A 26000-nucleotide genomic window follows, 5' to 3' on the forward strand; every position below is an offset into this window, starting at 1 on the left:
GGCCGGCGACTCGCGCCGGCCCGCATCGTCACATCGTCGGGCGATGCTTACGGCTTAGCCGGCGCCGCGTCGTCATTCGACGGCGCGTTTTGCGCGCCGCCGGCCGCCGAAGCAGCCTGATGGTGATGCGCGTGCTTGTGATGCTTTTTCTTGTGGTGATGCTTCGCAGCCGGCGCGGAGGCCTCCTGCGTAGCCACACCGGCTTGCGACGAGACGCCGACCGGCGTGGATGCCTGGGCGAATGCGCCGATCGAGAACAAACCCGCGACGGTGACGGCGAAAATGTGCTTCTTCATGGACGTTATTTCCTTAACGAACTGCGTTGACTGACCGCTTCACGGTCGCGTGTTCAACGAGTGTCAGGACAAAGCGTTGACGGTGGCGCCGGGAACAGGGCATTCCTTGACGATTTGTCACGCTTGCGCTTATGGCAGCGTCAAATGTGGAGATATTTGAGCGCCCGCGAACGGGCGCGACGTCGCGCGGCGCGGCATGCGCGCCGGACGTTTCGAGATGGTTTTCCGGCTTGCCGGTTCCTACCGGCCGCCTTCGATTTCCGGCATCGGCGCGAACAGCGCGTCGAGGTCGTCGTCCGAGAACTTGGCGGCCCCGGCGGCGTCTTCGGAAAGAATGCTGTCGGCGAGCCCGGCCTTCTGCTCCTGCAACTCGACGATCTTTTCCTCGATGCTGCCCGCCGCGATCAGCTTGTAGACGAACACCGGCTTGTCCTGGCCCAGCCGATGCGCGCGATCGGTCGCCTGATTCTCGGCGGCCGGGTTCCACCACGGGTCGTAGTGGATCACCGTGTCGGCGGCGGTCAGGTTCAGGCCGACGCCGCCCGCCTTCAGGCTGATCAGAAACAGCGGCACCTCGCCCTTCTGAAAACGCTCGACCGGCGTGACGCGATCCGTCGTGTCGCCGGTGAGCATCACATAGGGAATCGCGGCTTCTTCGAGCGCTTGTGCAATCAGCGACAACATGCCGGTGAACTGTGAGAACAGCAGCACGCGGCGGCCTTCCTCGATCAGTTCGGGCAGCATCGACAGAAGCAGGTCGAGCTTGGCCGACCGCATGGCGCGCGCGCCCTTCTCGACCTTGCTCGTCCTGTCGGCTTTTTCAGGCACGTCGCCCGCGTCGCCGGCTGCCTTCAGCGTTCTGACAAGTCGGGGGTCGCAGCACACCTGGCGCAGCTTCAGCAAAGCGTCGAGCACGATGATGTGACTGCGCGCGAGACCCTGCGCGCTGACAGCGGCGCGCACTTTCTCCTGCATCGCCGTGCGCACGGTTTCGTAGAGATCGCGCTGCGCGCCTTCGAGATCCACCGAGCACAGGATCGTGGTCTTGGCCGGCAACTCCTTGGCGACCTCGTCCTTGCGACGGCGCAGCATGAACGGCCGGATACGGCGCGCGAGCAACGAGCGGCGCACGCCGTCGCCGTTCTTTTCGATCGGATTGCGCCAGCGCCTGGTGAAGTCTTTCTGGCTGCCGAGAAAACCCGGCAACAGAAAGTCGAACTGCGACCACAGCTCGCCGAGATGATTCTCCAGCGGCGTGCCCGTCAAACACAGCCGATGCCGCGCGCGCAGCCCGCGTATCGCCTGCGCAGCTTTGGTGGTGGCGTTCTTCACGTACTGCGCTTCGTCGAGAATCAGCAAGTGATACTCATGCTCGGCGAGCACCTTCTGATCGCGCCACAGCAGCGCGTACGTGGTCAGAATCAGTTCGTGTTCGCCGATCTGCTCGAAGCGCTCCTTGCGCTGCGGTCCGTTCAACACCAGCACTTTCAGTTCGGGCGCGAAGCGGCGCGCTTCCTCGCGCCAGTTGTGCACGAGCGTGGTCGGCACCACGATCAGCGCCGGCTGTGTCAGACGCCCCGCTTCTTTTTCCGCGAGGATATGCGCGAGCGTCTGCACGGTCTTGCCCAGACCCATGTCGTCGGCGAGCACGCCGGCGAGATTCTGTTCGCGCAGAAACTGCATCCAGTTCAGGCCTTGCTGCTGATAGGTCCGCAGTTCGGCCTTCAGCCCACGCGGCACCTGGACTTCACGCAGGCCCGGCCCGGCTTGCAGACGCTGCGCGAGCTGGCGGATCGAATCGTCGCCGCGGAATTGCCAGCGGCCGGTGCCGTTCAGCGCTTCCAGGCGGCCGGCGTCGACGGATGCCACGCGCAGCGGCGCACCGTCCGCGAGCGAGCCGCCGAGCGTGTCGAACAGATCGACGAGCACGCGCACCACCGGCTTCAGACGATCGGCGCGCAAACGCAGACGCTTGTTCTCCTCGGTCTTCAGCTCGATTGGCTCGTCGTCGGCGATGGCTTCGAGCGCGCCGCCCAGCCAGCGCCGGTCGCGCCGGAACAGGTCGGCGAGCAACGGTTCGAGCCGCACGTTGCGCTCGCCGATGCGAATGCCCATCTCCAGATCGAACCAGCCGTCGCCGGCTTGATGCGCAGTGCCTTCGATCGCATCGATCTCGATCACGTTGTAGCGGAACTCGGGCGCCATCGTCACACGCCAGCCTTTGCTCACGAGTTCCGGCACGGCGTCGTTGACGAACGCCGACCACGCCTCGGCATCGGGCAGGCCGAGCATGGTGTCGGGCAGCAACCGCGAGGCGTAGACCCGGCTGGTCGGCACCTTCTGCAAACCGGTCTTGCGCAGTTCGAGCAGACGTTTTTTCTCGGCCTCGTAACGGCGGCGGATATGAATGACATCGCCGCCCGGCATCGGCACGAGCGTCACGCTGCTGTCCACGTTGATGCTCACGCCGTCGTAATCGAAACTCACGCCGGCCAGTTCGACCGCCGCGGTTTGCCGCAACCCCGCCTTGCCCGCCGACGACGGCAGCGCGTGACTATTGAGCGAGAGCACCGGCACGGGCTCGACGTCGATCACGCGAATCGCGGACGCGTCTTGCGTGGGCGGCAGCGGCAATTCGGGCGCGATCTCGCGCAGCACCGAGGCGACCAGCGGCGCTTCGGCGAGCGAGATCGGCGGCATGGCCAGATAATCGGGCAACTGCTGAAACGGCAGCGACGACTGGACAATGCCCGCCTCATTCGCAACGCCGTCCACGTACCAGACCGGCTCGGTCGGCAGCACCATGCTGGCGCGCGGCTCGGTGCAGAGCACAGGCCGCAGACGTTCGTCAGCGAGCGGCTCCCATTCGATCCGGCCGGGCCGGTCGGCGCCACGCGACAGCGCGGTCGGTCCGGCCTCGCCGGGCGCGGGCTTGAAGTCGAAGAACAGCCGCCCCGTGGCGATCAGTTTTTGCAGCGTCTCCGCGCCGCTCGTGCCGCGCAGAATGAACTGGCCGAAATCCTCACGCGAGCGGCCGAGCCACAGACCGCGCAGGATCGACAGGTCTTCGTCGGAGACGAACTTGGGCTGTTTGAGCAGCGCCGCTTCCACATTGCCCCAGGCTTCGTCGACCGCGACGACCGCGCCGGCGGCATTGCAGCGTGCGCGGTGCAGCACCACCTCGTGGCGCTTGTGGAAGCTGGACCAGTTCAGCTGGTACGCGAGCGTCTGCGTGCGCGGGGCGCTCGCCTTCTGCGCGTCGGCATCCGCAGCCTCGGCCCGGGCGCGAAAACGTTCGAGCCAACTGACCAGTTCGGGCCGCACGCCTGACGGCTGTCCCATGTGCCCCATGTGTGCAATCCGCTTCGGCGGCAGATCGCCCGCGGCCTCGCCGTCGTCCAGTTCGACCTGGGTGATATGGTCCATCTCGTCGTGATACTCGAGCTCGGCGAACAGCAGCGCGGCGACGTGCTTGCAGTTGCGGCCGACCGGGCAAGAGCAGTCGCCCTGCGCCCAGGGCGAACTGCCGTCGGTGCGGAATTGCACCCGCGTTTTGTACGGTATCGGCTGGGTGCCCTGCACGTCGCCGCTGAGGGTCGCCCCGTGCCATTTCACGTTGCTGACAGGGCCGACCGAGCGCGCCTTGGCGACGGTATGGTCCCCGAGCCACTCTGCAATCCGTTCCCGATCAAAGAAAATTGACGACATCAGCGTCCAATCCTATTCAAGCCGGCTTGGGCAAGCGCGCGGACAGAATCAGCCCGACAGCGCGCGAAGCGCGGCGGCCGGTGACTGTCTGTGCGGCATCGATTGCCTGTGGTAACCGGCCATTTTACGCGTTGGACGAAATTGCTTGTGTGCCCACCTCCACATCCACCCCCGCCGCCGCGAACACCTGAGCCAGTGCGGGCGCCGGCGCTTCATCCGTTACCAGCAGATCGACGGCCTCGGCGCCGAACGCATGCACCAGAGCGCTGTGGCCGAATTTCGCGTGATCCGCCGCGACCACGCGGCGTTCGGCCTGGGTGAAAGCCGCCTGCGAAAACGCAGCGTCGGCAGGCAGCGCGTCCATGAAACGCCCCTGCATGTCGATCGCGGTGACCGAGACGATCGCGTAGCGCACGTGAAACTGCCGTAGGAACGCCAGCGCGCTGTCGCCGACCGCGGCGCAATCGTCCGGCCGCAACTCGCCGCCCGTGATGAAAACCCGGTTGCCATTGCGCGGCGCCAGCATGCGCGCGACTTCGATGGAAGGGGTCACGACGGTGAGCCGCGAGCGGGCGGCGAGTGCCTGCGCAATATGCAGACAGGTCGTGCCGCCCTCCAGGATCAGCGAATCGCCGTCCCGCACGAGTTCGCCGATGCGCGCGCCGATTGCCCGCTTGCCCTCCTGGCTCGCCGTCATGCGCCGCTGGAACGGCGGCTCGTCGAGCCGCTCAGGCAGCATGACGCCGCCGTGGACTTTGATCAGCAGGCCGTCCGCGATCAGCGGTTTGATGTTGCGGCGGATGGTCTCGTCGGACACGTCGAAACGGCCGGCGAGATCCGTGATCGTGCAGGTGCGCTGTTCGCGGAGGAGTCGCAGGATTTCGGCTTGGCGCTGGTTGGAAAACATGGCGATTGGGCGGTGACGGTTCAGTGGAGTCTAGCAAAAGACACAGTCCGCGCGGTTGGATAGCCACACGTTTCCAATCAAAACCACATCTTGGTCCTGATAATGGCGAGTCCCGTGCTTCGGAAGCATGCCTTGGTGCCGCAGCTACGTTTTAAAAAGACGGTCGTGTGACCATTGCGTGACGCCGCTTCAATCACAACAAGGTTGCGCATTCGTTGCATTTCGTGTCCTTTTGCGGCAATCTACACGCATTCAATCCACGTATTTCCACACATGTCCACATCCATTCCTACTCACGCTCGCGTCGTCATCGTCGGCGGCGGGATCATCGGCTGCTCGGTCGCCTACCATCTGACAAAGCTGGGCTGGACCGATGTGGTGCTGCTCGAACAGGGGCAACTCTCGTGCGGGACGACCTGGCACGCGGCCGGTCTCGTCGGCCAGTTGCGCGCCCAGGAAAGCATGACGAAGCTGATCCGCTATTCGACCGCGCTCTATGCCGAACTCGAAGCCGATACGGGCCTCGCCACCGGCTGGAAGCAATGCGGCTCACTCTCGGTAGCGCGCACGGCCGAGCGCATGACACAACTGAAACGCACCGCCGCCGTTGCGCGCGCTTATGGCGTGGCCTGCGACGTGATCAGCCCGCGCGAAGCCGGCGACCTGTGGCCGGTCATGCGCACCGACGACCTGCTCGGCGCCGTCTGGCTGCCCGGCGACGGCAAGGCGAATCCCACCGATCTGACCCAGGCCCTCGCCCGCGGCGCCCGCCAGCGCGGCGCGCGCATCGTCGAAAATACCCGCGTTACGGCGATCCATACGCGCACCGCACAGGACGGCAAGGCGAACGGCGCGCGCGAAGTCAGCGGCCTCGCCTGGCGCAACAAGGACGGCGAGGAAGGCACGCTCGGCGCGGACATCGTCGTGAATTGCGCGGGCCAGTGGGCCAAGGCCGTCGGACGCCTGTGCGGCGTGACCGTGCCGCTGCACTCGGCCGAGCACTACTACATCGTCACGGAACGGATTGCGGGCGTGCATCCGGACTTGCCGGTCATGCGCGACCCGGACGGCTTCATCTATTTCAAGGAGGAAGTGGGCGGTCTCGTGATGGGCGGCTTCGAGCCGGATGCGAAGCCGTGGGGCATGAACGGCATCCCCGAGAATTTCGAGTTTCAACTGCTGCCGGACGATTGGGATCAGTTCGAAATCCTGATGGAAAATGCATTGCAGCGCGTGCCCGCACTCGAAACGGCGCAGGTGAAGCAGTTCTACAACGGCCCCGAATCGTTCACGCCGGATAACAACTTCATGCTGGGCGAAGCGCCCGAACTGCGGCGCTTTTTCGTCGGCGCGGGTTTTAATTCGATGGGGATCGCGTCGGCGGGCGGCGCCGGCATGGCGCTCGCGGAATGGATCGTCGCGGGCGAGCCGACCATGGATCTGTGGCCGGTCGATATTCGCCGCTTCGCGCGCTTCAACGGTAATGACACATGGCTGCACAACCGCGTGAAGGAAACGCTCGGCCTGCACTACGCGATGCCATGGCCGAATCGCGAACTCGACAGCGCGCGGCCGTTTCGCCGCTCGCCGCTATATTCGCTGCTGCGCGACGAAGGCGCCTGTTTCGGCAGCAAGATGGGCTGGGAGCGCGCCAACTTTTTCGCGCCTTCGCCTGATGAGGCGAAGAACGAGTACGCCTTCGGCCAGCAGAACTGGCTGCCGTGGAGCGGCGCCGAACACCGCGCGTGCCGCGAAGGCGTCGCGCTGTTCGACATGACGTCGTTCTCCAAATTTCTCGTCAAGGGGCGCGACGCGCAAAGCGTGCTGCAAGGCATCGTCGCCAACAACGTAGCTGTTCCGACCGGCACCACGGTATACACCGCCATGCTCAACGAGCGCGGCGGTTACGAATCCGACTTCACGCTCACGCGGCTCGCGGACGATCAATACCTGCTCGTCACCGGCACGGCGCAAAGCACGCGCGACTTCGACGGCATCGAAAAATTGATTCCGCACGACAGGCACTGCACGCTCGTCGACGTGACCGGCCAATATGCGGTGCTCGCCGTGATGGGCCCGCGTTCGCGCGAACTGCTGCAAAGCGTGTCGAAAGCGGACTGGAGCAACGAAGCGTTCGGCTTCGGCCAGAGCCGCGAGGTCGACCTCGGCTATGCGACGGTGCGAGCCACGCGCCTCACGTACGTGGGTGAACTCGGTTGGGAACTGTACGTGCCGGTGGAATTCGCGGTCGGGGTGTACGAAACGCTGCACGCAGCGGGTCAAGCATTCGGCCTCGTCAACGCGGGCTACTACGCGATCGACTCCTTGCGCATCGAAAAAGGCTATCGCGCATGGGGCCGCGAACTCACGCCGGATACGAACCCGTTCGAAGCGGGCCTCTCGTTCGCGTGCAAGCTCGACAAGAACATTGCATTTCGCGGCCGCGACGCGCTATTTAAATTGCGCGCCGAACCGCTGCGCCGTCGCATGGTCGTGCTGACCGCCGACGGCGCCGCGGATCGCATGCTGTGGGGCGGCGAGGCGATTCTGCGCGACGGCAAGCCGGTGGGCTTCGTGAGTTCGGCGGCGTTCGGCCACACGCTCGGCTGTCCGGTGGCAATGGGCTACGTGAACAATCCCGCCGGCGCTGCGGATGCGGCGTATCTGAACAGCGGCAGCTACGCAATCGACGTTGCCGGCGAACTGCTTCCGGCCACGCTGCATCTGAAGGCGCCTTACGATCCGCGCTCGGAACGCGTGAAGCGCTAAAAAAGCACTAGCGCTCGCCGCGCGCCATGCTCGAAAACACACCGTCGCGCCGGATCAGCCCATGAAACAGCGCGGCCGCGAGATGCAGCAGCACGGTGGCGAACAACGCGAATGCGAGCCACGTGTGCAACGCGCGCAGCAACGCGAACAGTTCGACGTTTTGCGGCGCGATGGGCGGCAGATGCAGCGGACCGTAGAGCGTGACCGGATAACCCGCGGCGGACAGCATCGCCCAGCCGATCAACGGCATGGCGGCCATCAACACATACAGCAGCAGATGCGAAGCCTTCGCCGCGAACCGCTGCGGCGCGGGCATATCGTCGGGCAACGGCGGACTGCCGCGCGTGATGCGCGTGCCCGCGCGCAGCGCCACCAGCAGCAGCAACGCAATGCCGAGCGGTCGGTGAATCGCGATCAGCGTGTCGTGCGCGCGCGAGACGGTGGCGACCATGCCCGCGCCGATGAACAGCATCGCGATGATCAGCGGCGCCATTGTCCAATGCAACAGGCGCGCGAGCGGACTGAAATGGGTGCGCGTCGGACTCATGAGTGATCTCCGTTTGTCTGGGTTTGATGAATCGCGGGATGCAAGGCTTCCTCGCGCGTGCGGCGCTTGTATGACAGCGCATACGCCGCCGAACGCGCGGCGAGCAAGGGATCGTCCGACGGCGCGATGCCCGCCGGCAGGATCGTCGGATCAAAGTTGACGTCGCGGCACGTGCCGTTTGCCTGCGAGGTCGTGTGATCGATCACGAGCGTGCCCGCGTCGATATGTTGACGATTGTCGGGCCATTGCAGCGTGGCGTCGTCGGTGGGGTCGCCGGGTTTCGCGACGGTCAGAATCAGATGCCAGCGCAAAGGTCCGTTTTGCAGGCGCTGATCGAGGTCGGCTGCGAGGAAATTCTTTTCGGCTTTCTCGGCATCCGTGATCGGCGCATACGGCGTCTCGGGCACCATCGCCCAGCGCACTGCGCGCGTGTTGCCGGCGGCGTCGGTAAAACGGAATGCGTTGATGCTGTAGTACGCCGCATTCGCCAGACTCGACGATGGCGGATGCGCCTTCACCCACGCCTGAAACGGCTGCGTTTCGGGATTCGCGGCGTAGAACGCCTTGAGTTTCACAGGGTCCGGTTTGCCGGTCGCCGGATCGGGCTTCGCGGCGCTCAGTTGCTGATAGAACTGCTCGGGCGTGTGCACCGCGAACACCGGCGTCGAATTCATGCCGGTGCGCCACTGTTCGCCGTTTTGCAACTGGAACAGCAACGCGAGGCTGCGCACGGGCGAACTGGTATCCGGCGCGGATGGATTGCCGCCGGGCACCGCGAAGCGTCCCGTGACCGGCGTGCGGCCGGCCGCGAAGACCTCCGCGTTGGACAGCGCCGCGCCCTCGCCGTTGCTGTCGAAATAACCTTCAATGCACAGACCCTTCGCATGATTGCGCCGATAACCGGGATGCGGCTGCCCCGCCACCGATTCGAATGTATTGACGATGCGCGGTGCGGTGAGACGCGCCGGCGTCAGCCAGCCTGCTGTGTAAGCGAAGCCGCCGGCGAGCACCAGCACGGCCGCGCCGATCACGGCAAGTCGGCAAGGCACGCAGGCAGGCGCGGGATTGGGAACGGATGGTTTTGCCACGAAAACTCCTCTGTCGGATAGATACGCTTACCGGGCAAACACACGATGCAGCGATCTATTCCATTCGATATCCGGCGCGCCCGTTCCGGTTGCGCGCCGGGTATCGCCACTTCAATTGACGCTGCCTGCCGGCGCGTCGTGATTCGCGGCGCGAGGGGTGGCTGCCGCTTCTTTCGCGAGTGCTTCCTTGTGCTGCGCGACCTGCTGTGCGAACACCGGGCTCACGTCGGGATACGAGGCATCGGTGACGTAGTTCAGGCCGTTCTGCTGGGCCTGGATCAATTCCTGGTACACCTCAGCACGCGTCTTGCCTTGCGCGAAAGCGCTCGACGAAGCGGCGAGAACGACAACGGACAATGCGGCGAAAGCGATCTTCTTCATGATGAACTCCAATGAGTTTTGTGCGGGTTTGCATGAGGGAGAACCACGGGTCCGCGGCTTTTATTCCTGCCTCGACGCGAGAGAAAAAACATATTCGAAAGCGGGAATAAACGGACGTGCAACCGGGTTAGCTCGCGTGCGGCCGGCGCGGTGCGGGCTGCACGAAGATGCGCTCGCGCGAGCGCCGGCGGCGTAGAAATTGGCGTGCAAACATATGGAATAAACTGGGGTGTGTGCGTGTTCGCCCCTCGACAGCCGAACTCCGACGCACGCCGACACCATGAACACTGACGCCCCTTCCGATTCGCCGCTTTCCGAAGCGGACATTCAGGCCTACGCCGACGGCACGCTGACGCCGGAGCGCGCCGCGTTTCTGCGGGAGTATCTGGGCAAGGATCCGGCGGAGGCGCGCCGCGTGGCGTTTTACGGCAGACTGAACGCGCAGATCCAGCAGGCTTTTCAAACAACTGACGAACCGGTGCCGGGCCGTGTCCAAGGGTGGCGCCGCGTGCTGGAGCGCATCGACATGTCAAAACGCACGCGGAAGTGGCTCAACGCGCTGGCGGCGCTCGCGCTGACGCTGGCGGTGGCGAGCGGCTGGCTCGCCGCCACCCAGGTGTCCGCCCAGGCGCTGAACAACGCCGCGGTGATGGCGCTCGCGGAAAGCGCCGCCGGCCAGCTTTCGGCTGCATCGCCCACGCGCGTCGATCCGTCCGCGCCGAATCTCTCGGCGATCGGCTTGCGCCTCGTGGACCGACGCGTGGTGGCGCTGGGACCGCTGCAGCGGGTCAGCGAATTCATCTATCTGAACGGCGAGAATCAACCGGTGGTGCTGCTGTCGGCTCTGGCGCTGTTCGCGCCGACCCAGGCGCAGTGGTCCGCCAGACGCATCGGCGCAATTCGCCTGTTGCTGTGGACCGCGCAGCGGCAGCGTTTCGTGCTCGCCGGCGACGCCCGCACCCACGGCCTGATGCGCGCCGCCGACGCGATGACCATGCGATGACTTTGCGATGACGACGTGATGGATACAGCATGCAATTCACGACCTCAGACACGGCGGCGGAATAAAGTGCGCGCAACCGTGTTCGCATCTCAAATGCGTCTTTTCGCGCGACAGCAGTACACCTCCCTGCCCGCGGAAAACCCCACGATTGGGATAAAAAATGGATGTCCGTGACGAGTTGATGGAACATGTGCCGCGATTGCGGCGCTACGCACGAGCGCTGATCAACAATCGCGACCTCGCCGACGATCTGGTGCAGGACACGCTGGAGCGCGCGCTCGGCCGCACCGGCATGTTCCAGCCAGGCACCGACCTGCGCGCGTGGCTGTTTACGATCATGCACAACGTGTTCGCCAATCAGGCGCGCAAGGCGTCGGCGCGCGCCGTCCACGTGGCCGTCGACGACGAAAGCGTGTCCGAGAGCGAATTCGCCGTGCCCTCCGAGCAGACCCGTTCGCTGGAAATGCGCGACCTCGACTACGCGTTGCAGCGCCTACCCATGGAGCAGCGCGAAGTGGTCCTGCTGGTGGGCCTCGAGGAAATGAGCTATGCCGACGTGGCGCTTGCGCTGAACATTCCCCTCGGCACGGTGATGTCGCGGCTGTCGCGCGGACGCGAACGCTTGCGGGCGTTGATGGCGGGCACGCAGCCCGGTGCAAAATTACAGGTGGTGCGATGAGCGACCAGACTATGCCGATCGGCGAAGAAGAACTGCATGCGTACGTGGACGGCACGCTGTCCGAAGAACGCCGTGCCGATGTGGAGCGCGCGCTCGAACAGAATCCCGAGCTGGCCGCGCGCGTCAGCGATTATTTTTCGCTGAACAGCATGTTCCATGAGCGCTACGACCGCGTGCTGAACGAGCCCGTGCCGAAGCGCCTGCAAGCACCCGCGCCGCGCCGCTGGCGGCTTGCCGCCAACTGGCCGCAATTCGCCGGGATGGCGGCGGCGCTGGTGATGGGCGTGGGCATCGGCGTGGGCACGCATATGGGCCAGGACGTGATTGCGCCGGTCGCGGGCGGCCACTCCGACACGCGCCCTGTCAGTGCGGACAGTTCGGAAATGTTCGCGCGCCAGGCGGCGGTGGCGCATGTGGTCTACATGCCCGCCGTCGACCGGCCGACCGAGTTGAGCACCGACGACCACGAACAGGATTTCGTGCAGTGGCTCGCCAACCGGCTCGGCACCAATGTGCATCCGCCGGTTCTCTCGAAGAGCGGCTTCAACCTCTCGGGCGGGCGCCTGCTGCCCGGTGCCGATGGACCGACCGCGCAATTCATGTATCGCGGGCCGAACGGCGAGCGCGTCACGCTGTGCATTTCGCGCCGCCAGCAGAACTCGAATACGACGGCGTTCAAGCTGTATCAGGACGGCTCGGTAAACGTGTTCTACTGGATTGACGGCGACTTCGGCTATGCGGTGTCGGGAGGAATCGACCGCAAGGAGTTGCTGCAACTTTCACATGACGTGTATTCGCAGTTGACGGGCGCGGCGCCGGGTTAATGGCCCGGCTGCACTGCGGTTTGCGTTTCCGCTTCTGCGGCGCGCGGCCTCGAACGTGTGGGGCCGTGCGCATCGCATCGTTTTTAAGCTCTATCGCGGTATGGCGATGCTGCGGACCTGGTTCGATTCGAACTCGACAACGCTGCTTGCATTTGCCGTTGAGCGGATCAGCTCGCGCGGCGTCATGCCCAACAGGCGACCCATCCAATGCGCCATGTGACTCTGATGCGCGAAGCCCGTATCCAGCGCGATCTGGCTCGCGCTGAGCTTGCCTTGCAGCAGCAGCGTTCGCGCGCGCTCCACGCGCCGCTGCACCACATATTGATGCACCGGCATGCCGAGCGTCTCGCGAAACAGCACCTTGAAATGCGGCACGCTCAACTCGACGAGCGCGGCCAGCTCACTTAGCGTGAGCCGCTGGTCCAGATGCGCTTCGATAAACTCGATCACGCGCGCGGCCGTTTTCGGCGCGAGCGGGCGCCGCTTGTTGTCGAGCATCGGCGCGCCGCCGATCAGGCGCACCACCATCGCCGTACACAGGCTTTCGGCGTAAAGTGGATCGGATGTTTCGTCCGCTTCCAGCTCGGCGCGCAAGGCCCAGGCGAGATGCTGGAAGCGCGGATCGCGCATCTGGAATTGCGGACGCAATTGCGCATCGCCCGATTTCAACGACAGTTGCTCGACGGTCCGCTGCGCAAACGCCTCGCTGATCCACACGCTGAAAATCGTGCAGGCGGTTTCGTCGCTCCACTGCCCGTCGAGTCCGGCGGGGATCATGTCGGCGTCGCCATGCGCCTGGATTCGCGAGTGGCGCCGCTCGTTGCACAGGCAGCGCGCCCTGACCGGCGCACCGACATGCACGCCCACCCGGTGATAATTGAAGGCGGGAATACGGTACAGCCCGGCCGACACGTTGACCAGTTCCGCGCCGAAGCCCTGCCAGCCGAGCAGCCTGCTCGAGCGCAACGCGAGGCGGGAACCGCTATGCGGCAACGGTTGCCCTACTGGTGTCGGTATCGCTGCATTCATTGTTTCCCTCGTGGGTGACGGCGAGTGAGTCTGCATTGTGCGGCGTTTTGCGCGGCTTCGCTCGACTCTACGTGATTCAACGCTTCCGCAGCGGTGCGGCATGCGAAAACCGTCATCCGAATCTGCGAGGCGCAATCCTTGCCCGCGCGCTTTCCGGCCGCTGCGTCCCTAAGATGAGCTCATACCGAGTCAACCAGGGAGCGCAACGTGTTCGTGATTTTTGGAGCCGCCGGCAATGTCGGCAAAGTAAGCGCGGCGGCATTGCGCCGGGCGGGCCGCGACGTGCGCGCGGTGGTCCGCGATCAGCAACAGGGCGAATTCCTCGCCGGGCTCGGCTGCGAAGTCGTCGTGGCCGATCTGCTCGACGCCGCCACGGTGGCGCGCGCCATCGAAGGCGCGCATGCGGTGCAACTGCTATGTCCGCTGCCGCGTGGGCACGCCGACCCGGCGCAGGTGATGCGGCGCATGATCGACGTGAGCGTCGCGGCATTGCGTGCCGATCCGCCGCCGCGCATTGTCGCGCTCTCCGACTACGGCGCGGAACATCCGGCCGGCACGGGCATCACCACGCTGTTTCACGAGCTTGAAACGCAATTGCGAACGGTCGATTCGCGGTTGACGTTTCTGCGCGCCGCCGAACATATGCACAACTGGGCGCGTGTGCTGCCGCTCGCGCTCGCGAGCGGCGCGCTGCCGAGTTTGCATCATCCGTTGAGCAAGCGCTTTCCGACTGTCGCCGCACAGGACGTGGGCACGCTCGCCGCCGAGCTGTTGCTCGACGATGGCGCGCAGCCGGTCTCGCCGCGCGTGGTGAGTATAGAAAGCGCCGAGCGCGCCAGCGCATCGGACGTGGCGCGCACGCTCAGCGAACTGGCGGGGCGTGCCGTCGTCGCACGCGAGGTGCCGCGCGGCGAATGGGCCGCGATGCTGCAAGGCGCGGGGCTCGGCGAACACCATGCGCGTTTGATCACCGAACTTTATGACGCGCACAACGCGGGCCGTATCGACGTTGAAGCCGGGATCAGCGAGCGGCGTTTCGGCGCGACGACGCTGGCGGAGGTATTCGCGGCGATTCTGCCGCGCGTGGCCGCGGCGACTGCCGACGGCACCGGTCGCTGAGAAGGAGACACTGCATGCCTACCTGCCCGTTGCTCCGTGCCTCGCTCGACGCGCGCAAGGTCGAATCCCACCATCGAGCGCCGACGACGCGCACGAGCACGCACGCGTCGCGCTGGCTGGCGATGTCGGCGAATCTTGCGGGATGGTTCGGCTGGCGCGCGCTGCGGGATGTGCTTAACGCCATCCCCGATAGCAACGACGACTTCAGCCTGTTCTGACCCACGGCGCTTCGCCGATTCGGCGCCTTGGCGATTCGATATCGCGAAGCCACAAAGCAAAGCGCCCGGCATGCCGGGCGCAAGCTACTTCGAATCCGCCGCTACAGCGCGGGCCGCCATGCAATAAGGCGGTCTTCGCGTGCGCGGGCCTGTACGATCCCGGCCCGCTCTGCATGGAGCAGAGCAGCCGGATCGATTTGCGCTCAGCGCGGCAGAGGATGCGGCGAGTGTGCGGACGTACGTGCGCTGAGAGCAGCGGCCGCCTCATCTTCCGGCTCTGCCGACAGATCCCGCCTGAAAGTCTCGGCGAGGAAAAACGCGCACACGAGACTCAGCAATCCCGTCGCCGCGATATAGATCGAAATGGGCAGCGTCTGGCCATACGTGGCGAACAGATAGGTGGCGATCAATGGCGTCGGTCCCGACGTGATGATGCCGGCAATCTGATACGGCAGCGAGGCACCCGTATAACGCACCCGCGTACCGAACAGTTCGGCAAACCACGTCGATTGCACGCCGTACACCGACGCCTGGCTCAACGCGATACCGCAAACGTACGCCACGAAAATCAAGGTCGGATTGCGTGTCTCAAGCAGCGGAAAGAACGCGAATCCATAGATCGCCACGAACACCGCGCCGAGCATGAAGACGGTCCGGCGTCCGATCACGTCCGACAGTTTGCCGAACAGCGGCAGCGTGATCAGCGCAAACGTGCAGCCCAGGATGATGGCGTTCAGCAGTAGTCCACGCGACAAGCCGAGCCGCGTCGTTCCATAGACCAGCACGAACACGTTGATCACGTTGAAAGTGATGTCGACCGCGAAGCGCGTGCCGATCGTCAGCATGAGATCTTTCGGATGCCGGCGCAGCAATTCGATCAGCGGCGCCTTTACGACCTGCTTGCTCGCCTTGATCTGTTCGAATACCGGCGACTCCATCACGCGCAAGCGGATGAACAGGCCGATCGCGATCAGCGCCACACTCAGCAGGAACGGCAGGCGCCATCCCCATGAATAGAACGCGTCTGACGGCAGACTCGAAACGGCTTTGAACACCGCGGTCGAAAGCATCAATCCGAGCGGCACGCCCAATTGCGGGAACGCGCCGAAGAAGCCGCGTTTGCTGGCCGGCGCCGTTTCGACCACCATCAGCACCGCGCCGCCCCACTCGCCGCCGACGCCGAGCCCTTGCAGGAAGCGCATCGCCACCAGCAGGATCGGCGCCCAGACGCCGATCGAGGCGTAAGTCGGCAGCAGGCCGATGACGAAGGTGCCGACGCCCATGATTGTCAGCGTCGCGACGAGCGTCGCCTTGCGTCCGATGCGATCGCCAAAGTGCCCGAAGAACACGGCGCCGAAGGGCCGTGCGAGATAGCCGACCGCAAAACTGCCGAACGCCGCGATGGTGCCGACCACCGGATCGAACGAGGGGAAGAACAGCTTGGCGAAGACCAGCGCCGAAGCGGTGGCATACAGAAAAAAGTCGTACCACTCGATGGCGGTCCCGACCACCGAAGCAACCAGCACACGGTTGACGGCCGACCGGCTGATAACCGGCGCGTTGCCGGATGAAATGGGCGATGTGTTCATGTCTCCTCCCTTCTCTGGGAATCTATGTCTTGCACTGCTGCGTGACGGCGGCGCGGGTCCGCCGGCACGTTACGGTAAATTCGCTGCACTCACCAGTGCAGTTCCATCGGGAACTGGTCGAGCGTTTCGACGCCGCCCGAGGTCAACCGCACGATACGTTCCGTGCGCAGACCGCCGACGTTCGGCACCGTGATTGTCGCCTTCAGGGTAAAGACCATGTTTTCCTGCAACACGGTCTTGTTGCCCGGCCCGATCCACGGCGCTTCTTCTTCCGGGTCCATGCCGGTGCCGTGACCGGTGCCATGGCCGCGCGCTTCGCTCGAGTATTGCTCGTAGTTCGATTTCACCAGCGCCTGCTGGATCACCGCGTTCAGTTCCATGGCCGCCATGCCGGGACGCGCGGCGGCAAGCCCCGCTTCAACCGCGCGCGCCGCTGCCGCGACGATCGCCATCTTCTCCGGATTCGCCGGACCGTAGGTAAAACCGCGTCCGCCATCGGCTACGTACCCACGATAACGCGCACCGATGTCGGTCATGATCAGGTCGCCCGATTGCAGGATGCGGTCGGTGGGGCGCGCCAGGTTATACGCCGAGCGCGGACCGGATTGCACCATCGAATCGAACGCAGTCCGGTCAGCCCCTCCCGCGAGCATCGCGCGGTCGGCGATCAAAGCGAGTTCACGCTCGGTGTAGGGACGGCCGTCGGCGAGCGCGTCGCGAATCGCGGCCATCGCCGAATCGGTCAGGGCGGCGGCTTTGCGCATCAGCGCCACTTCGGCGTCGCTCTTGATCGCCTTGATTTCGGCCAGCACCATTGTCGGTTCGAGCTTCAGTTCGCCGAGACCGGCGTTCAGGCGCTGCAACAGATCCGCCGGGATATAGGCGGCGCCGGCAAGCCCGACCGTGCCGCTGCGGTGCCGTGCCGAGAATGCCTGCACCTGCTGCGTGACGTCCCGCAGGCTGCGCACCTCGAAGGCGGTCACGCTGGTCGCGTAGTCGAAGCATTGATCGGACACGAACAGCACGGGGTCGCCGTCCACGGGCAGCAGCAGGATCGCATTGGCGATGTCCGATACGCCGTCGAGCGGACGGAACTCGGTAAAGTAGCCGATATTCGCGCCACGCCAGCAATCGCCGAAGGCGAGCAGACCGACCAGGCCCGCCTTGTCGAGTGCGCTGCGGACCTTGGCGACGCGGCCGAGGAACTCGTCGGTAGTGATGCCTTCCGACGGGATGTCTGCGGTACGGGTGTTCATTGCGTCTTCGTCTCCTGTGCGGCTGCCTGCGCGAATGCCGGATGCAGCCGGTCTCGATGCCCATGATGGAATCCGCCCCGCATCGGAATGCGAGACGTCATCTGCATAGTAGAATCGATCGATATTCTTTTATAATGAAAAATAACTCAAAATCTATATCGATACGGAATACATGGAGACGACATCGTGACCTCGGCCATTCATCCTGATAAGGGCGTGGGCGCCACCGCGACGGGACGCTTCGACCCCACGCGTCTAAAGACGCGCCAATTAGCCCTGATCGTTCAGTTGGACATCCATCGCTCGGTTTTGCGCGCGGCGGAAGCCGCATACATGACGCAGCCCGGGGCGACCAAGTTACTGCGTGAATTGGAAGAGACCATGGGGGTGCAATTGTTCGAACGGCATCCGCGCGGTGTCGAGCCCACCTGGTACGGCGAGGTGCTGATCCGCCACGCGCGCAGCGTGCTGGCGGAGTTGCAGCACGCGTACGACGAAGTGTCCGCGCTCAAAGCCGGCCTGACCGGGCAGGCGATGATCGGCACCGAAGTTACCGCGGCCACCAACCTCGTGCCGAAGGCCGTGGCGCTGCTCAAGAAGCGCTTCCCGCAGATTCGCGTCAACATTGAAATGGAGTTCAGCGAGGTGCTGGTGCAGCGTCTGCAGGAAGGCAAGCTGGATATGATCGTCGCGCGAATCCGCAATCCGGACGACCTGGCGGAACTGCACTACGCCCCGCTCGCAGAAGCACAGCACGCGCTGTTCGCACGCGTTGGCCATCCGCTCGCCAAGCGCAAGACTCTGAGCTGGAACGAACTCGCGCCGCAAACGTGGATCCTGCCGCCTAAAGGCAACGTCATGCGCAATCAGTTCACGCAACTTTTTCTCGAACGGCAACTCGCGTTGCCCACGGATGTGGTCGAGAGCTCATCACTGCCTGTCATCACGAGTCTGCTGCAAATGAGCGATATGATCGCGCCGCTTGCGCGTGAACCAGTGCGGCCGTATTGCATTGCCGGCGCGCTCGAACCGCTACCGTTCGAACTCGATCTGAAGCTCGGACCAGCGGGCATCGTCACACGGCGCGGCGACAGGCTCTCACCGGGTGCGCGGGCGATGCTGCAAGCGCTGCGCGAGGCTGCCGGGTTCGATACCCTAGGCACCGACGCCGACAGCGACTGACTTATCGCAACGGGACTCAGCGCGCGCCGTCCACCGCAGCGCTTGCGCCTGGCTGTAGTAACCATTCATGCGCCGGCTCGTTGTGTACGTGCCAGGTGCGACGCGGACCTGCCATCACATTCAGGTAATAGAGGTCGTAGCCGTGCGCCGCGGCAACCGGATGATAGCCGCGCGGCACCAGCACGACATGCTTGTCGTACGCCGCAAGCGTTTCGTCCAGACTGCGGTCGTCGGTGTAGACGCGCTGAATCGCGAAGCCCTGCGGCGGCGAGACGCGATGGTAATAGGTTTCCTCGAGATAGGTCTGCTGCTCGCCATCGTCGGTATCGTGGCGATGCGGCGGATAGCTCGACCAGTTGCCCGCAGGTGTCACGGATTCCACCACCAGCAAGCTTTCCGCCGGCTCGGTTTCCGGCAGGATGTGGCGCACGTGACGCAGGTTGGCGCCAGTACCGCGGGTTTCCTGCTTGACCTCGTCAGGTGTAATGAAGCGCGGCGGCAGGCCGCCCTCCGCGGGCGCGGAACAGATGCCGAGTTCGACATCGTCCACGGCCACGATCGTGTAGCGCGTATGCGGCGGCACGTACATGGACCACGGCGCGCCATCGAATGGCGAGAGCCGCCCGCCTATTGCGCGGTTCGCGAGCCCTTCACAACCGACCGTTGCGTGCCCCTTGACGAGCACGACCACGACTTCGCGATCGCCCGTCTCACGAGTAACGGTCGCGCCAGGCTTCAGGTCGAACACGTCGAAGCCGACGTATTTCCAGCCGGCGTTCGCCGGCGTGATATGGATGATCTGACCGTCTTCGGCAGGCATTGACGGTTTGACGAGCAGGTCGCTCATGTTTTCCTCCATTTGTGCAGGATTGCCGACCGTCAGAAAACGGCGGTCGTTGCGGCTATGTGAATGGCTTGAAGCGGTAAAGCGTTCATTGCTTCGACGACGCCCTGCGTGCGAATCGCATCCAGATGGCGTGCGACTTGCGCGACGAAACGCGGGTGCGCGCGCAGATCGCAACCAAAGATCGACTCGATTCCGAGCAGTGTTCGTACCGCATCGACTGCATCCGCGAGCAAGGTCGAGCGGACCGCTTCGGTCAGTATGTCGGCGAGCGGATCCGCGATCGCGTAGGTGCGGCCTGTCTCGTCCACGCCGCCGAGGTACGCGATCCAGCCGGCCAGCGCAAAGGCGAGACGTTCGGTCGGCGCGCCGCTTTTCAGGTTGGCGCGCACGCTTTCCAGCCAGCGCTGCGGCAGTTTCTGTGAGCCGTCGGTCGCGATCTGCTGCAAGCGGTGATCGAGCGCAGTGTTCCGAAAACGCGTGAACAGTTCAGCGCGATAGGTAGCCAAAGCGGGTCGCGACAGCGTCGGCTCCACCTCGTCGCGCAACATGCTTTCGACGAAGTTCAGCACCGCTGGCGCGCCGATCGCCTGATCGACGGTGTCATAGCCGATCAACGACCCGAGATAGGCGAGCGCCGAATGCGCGCCGTTCAACATCCGCAATTTGGCCTGCTCATAGGGACGCGCGTCATCCACGAGCGTCGCGCCTGCGTGCTCCCACGCCGGCCGCGGCCCCGCGAAGCGGTCTTCGATCACCCACTGCGAAAATGGCTCGGTCATCACCGGCCACGCATCGCCGGCACCGAGTTGCTTTGCTACGCGCGTGCGATCGGCGTCGGTGGTGAGCGGCACGATCCGATCCACCATCGTGTTGGGAAATGCGCCTTTTTGCTCGATCCAGTCGGCCAGCGCAGGATCCGCTTCGCGCGCGAACGCCAGCGTCAACGCGCGCATCGTGTCGCCGTTGGACGGCAGGTTGTCGCACGACAGCACGGTAAACGGGCCCAAACCGGCCGCGCGGCGCAACGCCAGCGCACGCACGACGAAACCGATCGCGCTACGCGGCGCGGCGGCCTCGCGCAGATCATGTGCAATGTCGGGATGATCGAATTGCAATGCGTCACTCGCCGGATTGCGGCAATAACCTTTCTCGGTAATCGTCAAGCTAACGATATGGCAGCGAGAATCGGTCATCGCATCGAGGACGGCGGCGGGCGACCGCGGCGCGACCAGCGAAGTCATCAGCGCACCGATCACCTGGAACGAATCCGCGGATCCGTCGCGCACATCCACCGCATAGAGATGATCCTGCGGAGTGAGCGCCTCCGACGTATCCGCACGCCGCAACGACACGCCGACGATGCCCCAGCGGTGATCGCCAGCGCGCAACGCGTGCTCGGTGTACACGGCCTGATGCGCACGATGAAACGCCCCGAGACCCAGATGGACAATGCCCGGCGCAAGGCTTGCGCGATCGTAGGCAGGAACGACGACTTCGCCGGCGGCGCGCGCGGCTAGCGTTGCGAGAGCAGCATTACTCAGCCGCATGATCGCCCGGATGTTTGGCGAGGCCTTCCCAAATGCCGTTCAGGTAGACCGCGCCTAGCGCGCGGTCGAATAGCCCGTAGCCGGCGCGGCCCGTTTCGCCCCAGATCATTCGTCCATGGTCCGGCCTTGCATAGCCTTCGAAGCCGGTTTCGAAGTAGGCTTTGACGATTTCCGCCATGTCGAGCGAGCCATCGGCCGAGCGATGCGAGGTCTCGTGAAAGTCGCCCGCCGTATTGACTTGCACGTTACGAAGGTGTGCAAAATGGATTCGGCCACGCGCGCCGAACTCGCGCACGAGTTCCGGAATATCGTTTTGCAGGTCGGCGCCCAGCGACCCCGAACACAGGGTCAGGCCGTTAGCGGGATCGTCGACGATAGCCAGCGCGCGCTGCAAATCCGCGCGATTCTTGACGATGCGAGGCAGCCCGAAAATCGGCCGCGGCGGATCGTCGGGGTGGATCGCCATCTTGATGCCGGCTTCTTTGGCCACAGGAATGATCGCGCGCAGGAAGTAGTCGAGGTTGGCCCACAGACCGGCTTCGTCAAGCGCTTCGTAGTCGCGCAATAGAGCTTTCAATTGCTCGGGCCGATAGCTCGCGTCCCAGCCGGGCAACTGGATTCCCTGGCTGACGTCGAGTTCGCGGATCGCTTGCGTGTCGAACGCGAGCGTCGTCGATCCATTGGGCAGCGGCATTTCCAGCGAGGTGCGGGTCCAGTCGAACACCGGCATGAAGTTGTAGCAGACCACCTTCACACCGCAGGCGCCGAGGTTACGCAGCGTCTGGCCGTAGTTGGCGATGAGCGAGTCGCGCGTCGGTTTGCCGAGCTTGATGTCCTCGTGCACCGGCACGCTTTCGATTACTTCCAGTGTCAGCCCGTGAGCCTCTACCTTCACTTTCAGCGCCAGGATCTTGTCGATCGGCCACACGTCGCCCACAGGCACGTCGTAGATCGCCGAGACAACCCCCACCATGCCGGGGATCTGGCGGATATAGGCCAGCGGCACGGGGTCGGTGTCGCCGTACCAGCGGAAGGTCATTTTCACGTTCGGGTCTCCTCGCAGACGCTCGCCTCGCCGTCGACGTCGCTGCGCACAATGAATGGTTGAACCGGCGCTTACGCATCGGCCCGGCGCGGCGGGCTATGGGCGCCGGCCGCCCCCGGCGCGCCACGCGGCGCGACCAGGAGTCTGAATACTAGCGGCGATTGACATATCTTTAAAATGAAGAAAAACCACTCTTCTATACGATTATGGAATACATTGAGGTGGCTGATTTTTTCTCGCGGCTTGTTCTGGCAGGTTAGACGATCGCCGGGATCGGGCAGATCGACGTGCTCGACGTGCTTTATTCCGCTTACGCAATCCGACATCATCGCGACGCGGTGCATGCAGCATGTACTCGCCGAAACTGACCGCTATATTGAGGAAGGCAAGGTATGAAGGCCGTCCACGACAGCACCTCGTCCTTGCGTAGCTGACGTCACGGAATGTAGCGCTGCTCCCTGAGGTCCGTCAGCATCTCTATATACATTTCTTCTGAATCGATGCAATCGTGGAAGCCGTGCTTGCGCGCCTTTATCGTGCTGGTGATGTTGTCGAAGGTCGTTTTGAAAATCATGTCGCCAAACCTCCACGATACGATTTGCTCGTACGGGTAGTCTCGAAGGTTGTGCTTCCCGACCAGGCTATTCCATAGTTCTGCCTTGTCGGCCATCATCTGCTCTAGCGACATGGGGAACGGCTCACCGACCGGCACATCAAAAAACGCCGCCAGTCGCGGCCAAACACGGGACCACCTAAAGTAGTCGCCATTCGTGATGTTGTAGACCTCGCCTCGGCATGCGTCGGTCTCGCCCGCCCAATCGACAGCACTCGCGAGAATTCGAGTGTCGGTAATCTGATAGAGCGCGTCGTACGCGGCGCGCGGGCCGGGAAATGACATTGGAACGCCCAAGGCCTTCGCCACCGTTCCATAGACAGCAATCACCATCAGCAGATTCATGGGATTGCCCACGGCAACGCCTGCGACGCCCTCGGGACGAAGTGCAGTCCAGGACCATGATTTGCCGAGTGAACTTTCCCGAAGAAAATCTTCCTGGTCGTAATAAAAGTTCGGCGGCATATGGCGCGGGTCGGTCTCCTTTGCGGGCGATGGGATCGGGCCGATATGCACGCCGTACGCCTTGCCTCCCTGCATCAGCGTGATGTGCCGCAGGTTCGGCGCGTGCTTCTCCATGACCTCCACCATGTTCGTCAGCATCCGCAGATTCACCTCGACCAGTTCCGCAGGCGTCGGCTTCTCCTGATAGGCCGCGAACACGAGATGCGTCGCTTCCGGCACTTGCGCAAGCAACGCCTCGCAGGAATCTCTGTCCACTAGGTCAACCGCCAAATGCCTGGCGCGAGTCGGGAAATCAGGTGCGCGCCGGGAAACGGCGACCAGATCGACGTCCTCGCTCTCATAGTGTGCGAGTACTCCGCGTCCGATGACTCCGACCGCGCCTGCGACGACTACTGTTTTCATGTTCGTCTGCTCTCCAACGATTCGCGAATAGAATGTCAGTCCATCACGCCGATTACCGCGACATCGCGCATCGTGGAACCGAACCGGCGCCCTTCCATGTTCTCGCTTGCGCTCCCTGCGATATCAAGCATCGTGGCGCCGCCCGCGCGCAGTGCTGAACAGCTTGATCATTTCCCGATTGAATGCGGGAATATCGTCGGGGCTGCGGCTCGTGACCAGGTTTTGGTCGACGACGACCTCCTGATCCATCCAGTCCGCTCCGGCATTCTTAAGGTCGGTTTTGAGCGATGCCCACGAGGTCATGCGCCGGCCGCGCGCCGCGCCAGTCTCGATGATGGTCCACGGGCCGTGGCAGATCGCTGCCACCGGTTTGCCGTCGTCGAAAAAAGCCTTTGCGAAAGCCACCGCTTTCGGCTCCGTCCGAAGCACATCCGGGTTCAAGACGCCGCCCGGCAGGAGGAGCGCGTCGAAATCTTGCGGCTTGGCCTGGTCGAGGGCGAGGTCGACCGCGAACTCGTCTCCCCATTTCGTGAAGTTCCAGGCGCGCACGTGCTTATCCCTGGGCGAGACGATGCGCGTCTCGGCGCCGGCCTGGTCGAGCGCCTGACGAGGCTCGACCAATTCGACCTGCTCAAATCCTTCCTCGATCAGGATCGCGATCTTCAGTCCCTTGAGAGTGTCATTCGTCATGTTTCGATCTCCAATGATGAGGGTCCAATAGACTTTCAGGATGACCCCGTGATCGTGCTTGCGCGCGAGCGGGGTCTGGCATTGCGGGCGGGAGGGTCTCGACGGCGACTTTGCCCGGACCTCCGATAGACGACGCCGCAATTGCATGCCACGACTTCCTGCTCGATGTTCCAGCGTGATGTCGCGGATCTATCTCCGGCGCCCTCGTGAGGCGAAGACCCGTTCGCTTATCTCACTCGCCTCATGTGACGGCTGGGGTGCCTGAAGGAGAGGAGCAGTCGAGCGTCCCGTATCGTCTGCAGGCTCTATGCGGCTTTCTTCACGCTGCCGTGCGGATCGATGACGAATTTCTTCGGCGAGCCGTCGCTGAACGTCTTATAGGCGTCAGGGGCCTGCTCCAGCGTGATGATCTCGGTGTTCAGCATGGCGCCTAGATAGGGCATCCGATCCCACAGGATCGCCATCATCAGATCGCGGTTGTAGTGCATTGATCGGTGCCTGCCCCCCCGTTAGTTTCGGCGATTTGATCCAGGCCTTGCCGAAGTCGATCGGAAGCTTGCCCTTCTTCGTCAGATCGGTGCTGGCCTTGGGGTCGGCGTCGGTATAGATGCCGGGAATGCCCATTGCTCCACCGGCCCGCACCACTTCGATAAGCGTGTTGATTACTGCCTCGGAGTGCTCGCTGTTCGCCTCCGGACCCGAGCCGTGCGCCTCGAGCCCGACGCAATCCACGCCGCAATCCACCTCGCGCTTGCCCAGGATCGCTTCGATCTGGTCGGGCACCGGCGTGTCGCTGGTGAGATCGACCACCTCGCAACCATTATTTTTCAGCAGGTCCAGCCGGGCTCGGTTCGTATCGGCCACGATGATGCAGGACGCGCCGATCAGGCGGGCGCCCGCCGCGGCACACCGGCCCACCGGCCCTGCCCCGGCGATATAGACCGTGGAACCCACCTTGGCCCCGGCTTCCATCAGGCCATGAAAGCCGGTCGGCAGAATGTCCGACAACAGCGTGAGATCGCGGATCTTCTCCATCGCCTGGTCCTTGTCCGGGAACGACAGCAGGTTCCAATCGGCGTAAGGCACCATGAGGTAGTCGGACTGGCCGCCCTGCCAGCCACCGAGATTGAAACCATAGGCGCCGCAATCGACGGTGTCATTGACGTTCATGCAGACATCGGTATGCCGCTCCTTGCAATTGCGGCAGCGCCCGCAAGAGACGTTGAACGGAACCGAACATATGTCGCCCACCTTGATGAACTCGACGTCCGGCCCGACCTCGATGACTTCCCCGGTCATCTCGTGTCCCATCACCATTCCCTTGGGCGCGGCAAAGCGGCCGTGGTAGATGTGCTGGTCACTGCCACAGATATTCGTCGTCACGATCTTGAGAATGGCGCCGTGATTCGCTTTCTTGCCTGTCGGTGTGACAAGCTTCGGGTAGTCGAAAGTCTGCAACTCCATCTTCATGGGACCCATGAACGTTACAACGCGATTGCCACTCGCAGCCATGATATTTCTCCGTGTTGGGTGTGTGAGCTGTTGTGCGCGCCAGACTCGCGCGATTCCGGCGGCCGCCACGCGCTGCTTGCGCGCAGCGAACAAAGCGGTGCCCACTTCGACGATTGCCTGATCCTGCCGACCCAAGCGGCTGCCCGCGACGGCGCGAACCGTCGCGAAACTCGCTGGGGCGGTGGGGATAGCTTCGGGATCGATACGTCCAGCCGAGGCCGCGTGATGATCTTCGCCTGCGGCATCTCTCTTTACCGGGAAGACATGGCGTGACCGATCTCGTC

At 63.9% G+C, this 26000-nt stretch carries 22 protein-coding genes and 1 pseudogene; 8 read left to right on the plus strand and 15 right to left on the minus strand.

Going from position 1 to position 26000, the window contains the following annotated elements; all coding sequences use genetic code 11:
* Positions 1-47: 47 nt before the first annotated feature.
* The 3 genes from B0G73_RS02920 to B0G73_RS02930 form a co-directional block, all read right to left on the minus strand.
* Positions 48-296, minus strand: a complete 249-nt coding sequence (locus B0G73_RS02920; RefSeq protein WP_106277766.1) for a hypothetical protein — start codon at positions 294-296, stop codon at positions 48-50.
* A gap of 240 nt (positions 297-536) precedes the next feature.
* On the minus strand, positions 537-4004 hold the full coding sequence (locus tag B0G73_RS02925; protein WP_106277768.1) for a DEAD/DEAH box helicase: 3468 nt from the start codon (positions 4002-4004) through the stop codon (positions 537-539).
* Positions 4005-4128: 124 nt separating this feature from the next.
* Positions 4129-4911, minus strand: a complete 783-nt coding sequence (locus B0G73_RS02930; RefSeq protein WP_106277770.1) for a DeoR/GlpR family DNA-binding transcription regulator — start codon at positions 4909-4911, stop codon at positions 4129-4131.
* 273 nt (positions 4912-5184) lie between these two features.
* Here B0G73_RS02930 and B0G73_RS02935 point away from each other — a divergent pair, with 273 nt between their 5' ends.
* The gene (locus tag B0G73_RS02935) at positions 5185-7680 is read left to right on the plus strand and encodes an FAD-dependent oxidoreductase (RefSeq protein ID WP_106277772.1); all 2496 of its coding nucleotides are present in this window, start codon (positions 5185-5187) and stop codon (positions 7678-7680) included.
* A 7-nt stretch (positions 7681-7687) separates the two neighbouring features.
* On the opposite strand, the gene B0G73_RS02940 is transcribed toward B0G73_RS02935, so the two are convergent.
* The 3 genes from B0G73_RS02940 to B0G73_RS02950 all read right to left on the minus strand — a co-directional run bounded on the left by B0G73_RS02940 (position 7688) and on the right by B0G73_RS02950 (position 9696).
* Positions 7688-8227, minus strand: a complete 540-nt coding sequence (locus B0G73_RS02940; RefSeq protein WP_106277774.1) for a cytochrome b — start codon at positions 8225-8227, stop codon at positions 7688-7690.
* Entirely contained in the window at positions 8224-9315 is a 1092-nt protein-coding gene (locus B0G73_RS02945; RefSeq protein WP_106277776.1) for a catalase family peroxidase, read from the minus strand. Before B0G73_RS02945 ends, B0G73_RS02940 begins: the two co-directional genes overlap by 4 nt.
* Positions 9316-9426: 111 nt before the next feature.
* The gene (locus tag B0G73_RS02950; RefSeq protein ID WP_106277777.1) at positions 9427-9696 is read right to left on the minus strand and encodes a DUF4148 domain-containing protein; all 270 of its coding nucleotides are present in this window, start codon (positions 9694-9696) and stop codon (positions 9427-9429) included.
* 280 nt (positions 9697-9976) lie between these two features.
* On the opposite strand from B0G73_RS02950, the gene B0G73_RS02955 reads away from it, so the two are divergent.
* The 3 genes from B0G73_RS02955 (at position 9977) to B0G73_RS02965 (ending at position 12202) form a co-directional block, all read left to right on the plus strand.
* Positions 9977-10699 (plus strand): anti-sigma factor, encoded by a 723-nt coding sequence (locus B0G73_RS02955; protein WP_106277779.1) that lies wholly within the window; start codon positions 9977-9979, stop codon positions 10697-10699.
* Between the two features lie 160 nt (positions 10700-10859).
* The gene (locus B0G73_RS02960; protein ID WP_012426855.1) at positions 10860-11378 is read left to right on the plus strand and encodes a sigma-70 family RNA polymerase sigma factor; all 519 of its coding nucleotides are present in this window, start codon (positions 10860-10862) and stop codon (positions 11376-11378) included.
* Positions 11375-12202, plus strand: a complete 828-nt coding sequence (locus B0G73_RS02965; protein WP_106277781.1) for an anti-sigma factor — start codon at positions 11375-11377, stop codon at positions 12200-12202. The genes B0G73_RS02960 and B0G73_RS02965 overlap by 4 nt, the downstream gene beginning before the upstream one ends.
* A gap of 90 nt (positions 12203-12292) precedes the next feature.
* On the opposite strand, the gene B0G73_RS02970 is transcribed toward B0G73_RS02965, so the two are convergent.
* Positions 12293-13231, minus strand: coding sequence for an AraC family transcriptional regulator (locus tag B0G73_RS02970; RefSeq protein WP_106277783.1), 939 nt, complete (start codon positions 13229-13231; stop codon positions 12293-12295).
* 207 nt (positions 13232-13438) lie between these two features.
* Between B0G73_RS02970 and B0G73_RS02975 the strand changes: the two genes are divergently transcribed.
* Both B0G73_RS02975 and B0G73_RS02980 read left to right on the plus strand, forming a co-directional pair.
* On the plus strand, positions 13439-14350 hold the full coding sequence (locus B0G73_RS02975; RefSeq protein ID WP_106277785.1) for an NAD(P)H-binding protein: 912 nt from the start codon (positions 13439-13441) through the stop codon (positions 14348-14350).
* 14 nt (positions 14351-14364) lie between these two features.
* The gene (locus B0G73_RS02980) at positions 14365-14568 is read left to right on the plus strand and encodes a hypothetical protein (protein ID WP_106277786.1); all 204 of its coding nucleotides are present in this window, start codon (positions 14365-14367) and stop codon (positions 14566-14568) included.
* 203 nt (positions 14569-14771) lie between these two features.
* Here the strand turns inward: B0G73_RS02980 and B0G73_RS02985 are convergent, their stop codons facing one another.
* On the minus strand, positions 14772-16157 hold the full coding sequence (locus tag B0G73_RS02985) for an MFS transporter (RefSeq protein WP_106277788.1): 1386 nt from the start codon (positions 16155-16157) through the stop codon (positions 14772-14774).
* Positions 16158-16246: 89 nt separating this feature from the next.
* Complete coding sequence (locus B0G73_RS02990) at positions 16247-17413, minus strand: Xaa-Pro peptidase family protein (protein ID WP_106277790.1); 1167 nt, start codon at positions 17411-17413, stop codon at positions 16247-16249.
* A 186-nt stretch (positions 17414-17599) separates the two neighbouring features.
* Between B0G73_RS02990 and B0G73_RS02995 the strand changes: the two genes are divergently transcribed.
* Positions 17600-18595 (plus strand): LysR substrate-binding domain-containing protein, encoded by a 996-nt coding sequence (locus tag B0G73_RS02995; protein WP_106277792.1) that lies wholly within the window; start codon positions 17600-17602, stop codon positions 18593-18595.
* A 16-nt stretch (positions 18596-18611) separates the two neighbouring features.
* Here the strand turns inward: B0G73_RS02995 and iolB are convergent, their stop codons facing one another.
* The 6 genes and pseudogenes from iolB to B0G73_RS03025 form a co-directional block, all read right to left on the minus strand.
* Positions 18612-19442: a 5-deoxy-glucuronate isomerase gene (gene iolB, locus B0G73_RS03000; protein ID WP_106277794.1), complete on the minus strand. Its 831-nt coding sequence runs from the start codon at positions 19440-19442 to the stop codon at positions 18612-18614.
* Between the two features lie 32 nt (positions 19443-19474).
* Positions 19475-20989, minus strand: a complete 1515-nt coding sequence (locus tag B0G73_RS03005) for a mannitol dehydrogenase family protein (RefSeq protein WP_106277796.1) — start codon at positions 20987-20989, stop codon at positions 19475-19477.
* Positions 20976-22028 (minus strand): mannonate dehydratase, encoded by a 1053-nt coding sequence (gene uxuA / locus B0G73_RS03010; RefSeq protein ID WP_106277798.1) that lies wholly within the window; start codon positions 22026-22028, stop codon positions 20976-20978. The genes B0G73_RS03005 and uxuA overlap by 14 nt, the downstream gene beginning before the upstream one ends.
* Positions 22029-22470: 442 nt before the next feature.
* Positions 22471-23514, minus strand: coding sequence for an SDR family oxidoreductase (locus B0G73_RS03015; protein WP_106277800.1), 1044 nt, complete (start codon positions 23512-23514; stop codon positions 22471-22473).
* A 123-nt stretch (positions 23515-23637) separates the two neighbouring features.
* Complete coding sequence (locus tag B0G73_RS03020; protein WP_106277802.1) at positions 23638-24204, minus strand: type 1 glutamine amidotransferase domain-containing protein; 567 nt, start codon at positions 24202-24204, stop codon at positions 23638-23640.
* A 305-nt stretch (positions 24205-24509) separates the two neighbouring features.
* Positions 24510-25716: pseudogene (locus B0G73_RS03025) on the minus strand (alcohol dehydrogenase catalytic domain-containing protein).
* Between the two features lie 30 nt (positions 25717-25746).
* Here B0G73_RS03025 and B0G73_RS03030 point away from each other — a divergent pair.
* The gene (locus B0G73_RS03030) at positions 25747-25989 is read left to right on the plus strand and encodes a hypothetical protein (protein ID WP_106277803.1); all 243 of its coding nucleotides are present in this window, start codon (positions 25747-25749) and stop codon (positions 25987-25989) included.
* The last annotated feature ends 11 nt before the right edge of the window (positions 25990-26000 follow it).

This window comes from Paraburkholderia sp. BL25I1N1 (genome assembly GCF_003002025.1).
Lineage (GTDB): Bacteria > Pseudomonadota > Gammaproteobacteria > Burkholderiales > Burkholderiaceae > Paraburkholderia.